This is a genomic window from Bacillus sp. C30 (genome assembly GCF_040838255.1).
Lineage (GTDB): Bacteria > Bacillota > Bacilli > Bacillales > Bacillaceae_G > Bacillus_A > Bacillus_A mycoides.
In genome coordinates this window covers 1-5939 of sequence record NZ_JBFPJH010000207.1, presented here as the reverse complement: position 1 = coordinate 5939, position 5939 = coordinate 1, and the positions used below count along the sequence as shown (strand labels likewise).

General features: G+C 33.7%; 6 protein-coding genes and 1 pseudogene. All 7 read left to right on the top strand.

The genetic code is table 11. The features are described 5' to 3' along the window. Positions 1-389: 389 nt before the first annotated feature. On the top strand, positions 390-1103 hold the full coding sequence (locus tag AB3X49_RS16440) for a response regulator transcription factor (protein WP_367963388.1): 714 nt from the start codon (positions 390-392) through the stop codon (positions 1101-1103). Then, on the top strand, positions 1093-2106 hold the full coding sequence (locus AB3X49_RS16435) for a sensor histidine kinase (protein WP_078177471.1): 1014 nt from the start codon (positions 1093-1095) through the stop codon (positions 2104-2106). Before AB3X49_RS16440 ends, AB3X49_RS16435 begins: the two co-directional genes overlap by 11 nt. 68 nt (positions 2107-2174) lie before the next feature. After that, the gene (locus AB3X49_RS16430) at positions 2175-3104 is read left to right on the top strand and encodes an ABC transporter ATP-binding protein (protein ID WP_367963386.1); all 930 of its coding nucleotides are present in this window, start codon (positions 2175-2177) and stop codon (positions 3102-3104) included. After that, complete coding sequence (locus AB3X49_RS16425; RefSeq protein WP_078177468.1) at positions 3097-3834, top strand: ABC transporter permease; 738 nt, start codon at positions 3097-3099, stop codon at positions 3832-3834. The genes AB3X49_RS16430 and AB3X49_RS16425 overlap by 8 nt, the downstream gene beginning before the upstream one ends. A gap of 17 nt (positions 3835-3851) precedes the next feature. After that, a complete protein-coding gene (bacA, locus tag AB3X49_RS16420; protein ID WP_078177466.1) occupies positions 3852-4649 on the top strand; it encodes an undecaprenyl-diphosphate phosphatase in 798 nt (265 codons plus the stop codon). 424 nt (positions 4650-5073) lie between these two features. Then, positions 5074-5274, top strand: a pseudogene (locus AB3X49_RS16415) (peptidase M20); the annotation flags it as partial. A gap of 37 nt (positions 5275-5311) precedes the next feature. Continuing rightward, a complete protein-coding gene (locus tag AB3X49_RS16410; protein WP_367963384.1) occupies positions 5312-5770 on the top strand; it encodes an ASCH domain-containing protein in 459 nt (152 codons plus the stop codon). The last annotated feature ends 169 nt before the right edge of the window (positions 5771-5939 follow it).

Genomic DNA, 5939 nt, shown 5'->3' with positions numbered 1-5939 from the left:
CTATCGGCGACTTGTCCTATATTACACCTCTATATACTAATCGTCAATACCTTTTTACAAAGAAATTTAATTTAGTACCTTTGCACTCTTTTAACTCTAGATAAGGACCTACAAAGATCTCATTAAAGTAGAAACCATCGTCTACTTTTCTTTACCAATCTATTCTTCTAAATACTATTCAATTTAGGCACTTCTCTATTTCAAAGGACTCGCTTCCCCCATCTTACCGAACTCATACAATTGATTCTTTTCAGCTAAACTAGCAACCTTATTTTAACAATTAATAGTATATAATTAGAAAGTTGCTTTATTTTTTATTACCGCTCCCTATTCCCCTTTGTTTATCAAGTTGTAATATCAATAACATTCTATTAGAAACAGGTGACGATATGAAAGATATACGTATTCTTATAGCAGATGACGATAAAGAAATTCGAGACTTATTAAAAAGATATTTAGAACGAGAATTATATATGGTAGATACTGCAATTAATGGCAAAGAAGTGTTGTGCTTATTTAACCAAAATAACTACAACCTCGTTATATTAGATCTTATGATGCCGAAAGCAGATGGTATCGAAGTGTGTAGAAAACTTAGAGATACAACCAACATTCCTATATTAATGCTAACTGCTAAAGATCACGAAGTTGATAAAATTTTGGGCTTAAGCATAGGTGCTGATGATTATATTACGAAACCTTTCAGTATTCACGAAGTGGTTGCAAGAGTAAAAGCTCTTATGCGACGTTTTTTAGTTCTTGGAAGTAACACTAACGTACAAGAGAAAACAGCTTTAACATTTAAAGGACTAACTATCGATTTTAAAAAATACACAGTCCATACGAACGGAAAAGAAATCAACTTAACTGGAAAAGAACTTGAACTGTTAAAATTCTTCGCTTCAAACCCAGAGCAAGTATTTACGAAAACACAACTCTTTCGGAATGTATGGGACGATAATTATATAGAAGATGATAATACAGTTATGGTGCATATTAGAAAGCTTAGAAAGAAAATAGAAATCGATTCTTCCAATCCAAAATTCATTCAGACTGTATGGGGAATCGGTTATAAGTTTGTAGGTGAACAGGTTGAAAAATGATAAGGTCCTCTTTCTTATTTCATTACAACTTATCATTTGCGGACTTTTAAATATAGATATGGGATACCATGTAAAAATATCTTTATTTATTGCTCTTATCATAATCACAATATATCTTTTCTTTTCAAGAGTTCGCTTTATTCAAAGCAACGAATCGATGGTTACTAAATTAAGCCGTGCACTTAAAGGGAATTTACAAACGAGGCTATTCACAAATAACGACCGTTCACTAAATAGTATCGTGTTTTCAATAAACGACTTAATAACTGCATTAGAAAAGGGTCAGATCGAAGCAAGGAAATCCCAAGAAGCTAGAAAACAACTTTTATCTAATATCTCACATGATATCCGGACACCACTTACTTCTATTATTGGATATATTGATGCTTTAAAAGATGATGTCGCTGCTTCTGAAGTAGAAAAGCAAGAATATCTTGAAATACTTTATAAGAAATCGAATGACTTAAAACATCTGGTCGATGAAATCTTTAATATGGCCAAGCTAGATGCTGATGAGTTTCCATTAAAAGAAGAAGAACTCGATTTTTCTGAGGTTACTAGAGAAGTATTAATCGAATTTTTACCCGAGCTGTCAAAACATAACATTGAACTACAAGTTCTCATACCAGAATCTACTTCCCCTATTATTGCAGATCACCTTAGCCTTATACGAATTATAGGTAATCTAATAAAAAACGCTATCCATCACGGAAAAGCTGGGAAAATAGTAGGAGTCGAACTACTAGAAACCAATACAGAATATGAGATTCTTATTTGGGACAAGGGACCCGGTATTCCAAAACATGATTTACAAAACGTATTTAAGCGGATGTACCGCAGCGAACAATCAAGAAATCCTTCTTACGGTGGTAGTGGCCTCGGACTTTCTATTTCTAAAGCCCTCGTTGAAAAAAATGGTGGGCGTATATGGGTTGACAGTATTCCCTGGGAACGAACTACTTTTGGTTTTTCCGTCCCAAAACACACTACTTTTAAGAAATAGTTAAGAAATGATTAATATGCAGTTAAACCTTCCTTTTTATTATGTAATTAAGAACTTATAGAAAGTAGGTGCCCCCTATAAATACAATTATAAAAACGACAAACCTTACTAAAGTTTATGGGAACCAAAAGTCAGTAGATAATCTAAATATAAATGTACAGCAAGGAGAGATTTATGGATTCATAGGGCGGAACGGTGCTGGTAAAACAACTACAATCCGTATGCTGCTTAGTCTTATAAAACCTACAAGTGGAAATATAGAAATATTCGGTGAGGATTTACTTCGGAATCCAAAAGACATTTTAAGAAGAATTGGTTCTATCGTTGAAGTCCCAGGATTTTATGAAAACTTAACTGCAAGAGAGAACTTATTAATTAATGCAAAGATAATTGGAGTTCACAAAAGGAATGCAATTGAAGAAGCATTAGAAATTGTAGGCTTGCAGCACGAAACAAAAAAATTAGTAGGAAAATACTCTTTAGGAATGAAGCAACGCTTAGGAATTGCACGTGCTCTTCTCCATTATCCTGAACTACTCATACTAGATGAACCAACTAACGGACTAGATCCAATTGGTATTAAAGAAATGCGAAAACTCATTAAATCTTTAGCTCAAGACAGAAATATAACGATACTCATTTCTAGTCATATATTAGCTGAGGTGGAACAACTAGTCGATCGTATCGGAATTATTCATGAAGGAAGGTTATTAGAAGAAGTTTCTCTTGATACACTGCGTAAAGCCAATCGTAAGTACATAGAATTCCAGGTAAATAATGATAATAAAGCTGCGATGCTATTAGAAAAGCATTTTCAAATTTTTGATTATGAGGTACATGATGAAGGAAATATTCGCGTTTATTCTCACTTTGGACAGCAAGGACATATTAACAGAACGTTAGTTCGTAATGATGTTGAAATATTAAAAATTGTGATGAGCGAAGATAGACTAGAAGATTATTTCACCAAACTAGTTGGGGGTGGCGCAATTGGTTAATCTTCTTTATACAGAACTATTAAAATTGAAACGATCCAATATGTTTTTGATTAGTATTATCGGAGCAGGTGTCGCGCCATTTTTAGTGGTTGTAGCTTCTTATATACACCTGAAGACAAAGCAGCCTACTCCAACTATTTTATTTGGTCAACTGTTCACTGAAGTTAACCTATACACTACTTTAATTATAGGATTCCCCTTATATGGAGTTGTAATCGCTTATCTATTTACCCGTGAATACACGGAAGATACATTAAAAAACTTGCTAACTATCCCAGTATCACGTATTAACTTTATTATAAGTAAGTTTATCCTTCTATTCCTTTGGATCATGATGCTAACTTTAGTTGCTTGGGCGCTAACTTTATTATTAGGGCTAGTAGGTAGCTTCCCTGGGTTTAGTATCACCTTACTTTTAGGCTCTCTCGTAAAATTTTTAATATGTGGTGGACTTCTCTTTCTTTTGTCTTCACCTATTGTACTACTAACTCTTGTAATGAAGACCTATGTACCGCCTATTATATTAACAATCATTATTACAATGACTAACCTTATGATCGTAAATTCAAAACATAAAGACCTATTCCCATGGACCGCTATTCTAGATATAGCAAATAACGAATTACAACCGACTTATCCACCAGAGTATTCTTATATCATCATTGCAGTAACAGCTATTTTCGGATTTATTACAACACTATTCTATTTTAAAAGAGTAGATATTCATTAATCTATAGGAGTGAAACTATGAGCGATCTTATCATTGCCTTCATACTTGGCATTGTAGAAGGGTTAGCTGAATTTTTACCCATCTCTTCTACTGGCCATCTTATATTAGTCGGACATTTATTAGGTTTTGAAGGAGAAAGGGCAAAAACGTTTGAAATTGTCATACAGTTAGGGGCAATTTTAGCTATCGCGATTTTATATCACAAACGCCTTGTTTCTTTATGTAATATTAAACCCCTTCTACGGAAAGAGAAAAAATTCAATGCATTACATGTTTTTCTCGGTGTATTCCCAGCAGTAGTTGTTGGCTTATTATTACATGATGTTATTAAAGCATACTTATTCCAGCCGTATACTGTCGTAATCGGACTTGTAGCAGGAGCATTTCTTATGATTTTTGCAGAAGCAAAAAAAGCAGATGTAACCGCTTTTTCACTAGATGATTTAACATACCGTCAAGCATTAACAATTGGATTATTTCAATGCTTAGCAGTATATCCTGGCTTCTCAAGGGCTGGCTCTACTATTTCTGGAGGTCTATTAGCGAAAGTAAATTATAAGGCTGCATCTGAGTTCTCTTTTCTCATTGCTCTTCCTGTAATGGTTGGAGCTACAGGCTTAGACTTATTAAAAAGTTGGAAGTATTTAAGTGCGGATGATATTCCTATGTTTGCTATAGGATTCATTACCTCTTTTATAGTAGCAATGCTAGCGGTAGTAACCTTCCTGAAGCTTTTAGAAAAGATAGGTTTAAAACCTTTTGCATATTATCGTATTTTGTTAGCCATTGTATTTACACTTTTCGTATTGCTATAGCTTCATATAAGTCACATATTATTAAACCGATATTCAAGGAATATCGGTTTTTATCTATTTCACCTCTAGTATTACTCACTTCAATATGGCATAGTGGATAATAGATCAATGTTAATAATCCGAATATTCTTTACTTCTAATCAACACTTCATTAAAATATGTAACGTTAAAAGCTATATTTGAAATCCGAACCTAGTAATAGCATTTCTTCTTTATACACATATACTGAAGTAAAAATAAGCGCCTCAATTGATTGAGTCTACCCATTACTCCACGATAGAACTAATGTTCTCATCCCTTTGCTATACATCACTTCTTCCTTGTTTCTATATTTATGGAAGAGAAGTACGTGTAGGTGATCGGGCATTGATCCTAACTTTATTGCAGCCCAAATCACAAATAGACTACATAACAACTATATCCATTACCATACGAAACAATTCGAAAATCAAACATCCCGTCTATTAATATGGGCGTCTACGTGGAAAATGGTCATAAATGGACAGAACGAGCTTATAAACCATATTCCTTCAGCGTATTACTTGTATTAATCCGTAATACAACAACCCAGATTTTATATGACTACAAAACTATTACAAATAAGCAAGTTGCTCAAGGCTTATAAAAAAATGAATTTTAACTAAAGCGAGGTAAATATACAAATGAATCCATTAGCACAATCATATTGGGATACTTATTGGGGAAACAATAAAAAACCAGAATCTGTTACAGCTTGGCAATTTGGTGATTCTCCTGATTATCTCGCTCAATTAGTCATTGATGGTGTGAAAACCGCAACATGCTCGGGCCATATTTTTTATGAATTAGAAAATGAACCACTACCAACAACTAACGATTATAGTATTGTACTCAATAGTCAGGATGAACCTGTAGCTATTATTAAGACAATAGAAGTAACTATAATGCCAATGAATGAAGTGACTGAAGAATTTGCTGTAGCTGAGGGTGAAGGCGATCGTACCTATAGTTACTGGAGAGATACCCATATTCAGTTTTTTACAAAGGAACTAAGCGAACTTGGTCTTAGTTTTTCTGAAGATATGCTGCTCGTTTGCGAACGTTTTAAGCTTATCGATGTAAAAAACAAAGTGAAGCTATGATAAATAACGATTTTACCGGAAGTCCATACTAGATAAATACATTTATCTTTAAACAAATAAGCTTGTTATCAATGGATTTCTTGAGCCATTAATAACAAGCTTATTTCATTAAACACAAAAAAGACGAGTCATTCTGACTCGTCTTAAAGTTGCTTGGCGACGTCCTACT

Bases quoted from the DNA above. Each gene is read 5' to 3' on its own strand.
- AB3X49_RS16440 (WP_367963388.1), top strand. From the start codon at position 390: ATGAAAGATATACGTATTCTTATAGCAGATGACGATAAAGAAATTCGA.
- bacA (WP_078177466.1), top strand. From the start codon at position 3,852: ATGAGCGATCTTATCATTGCCTTCATACTTGGCATTGTAGAAGGGTTA.
- AB3X49_RS16410 (WP_367963384.1), top strand. From the start codon at position 5,312: ATGAATCCATTAGCACAATCATATTGGGATACTTATTGGGGAAACAAT.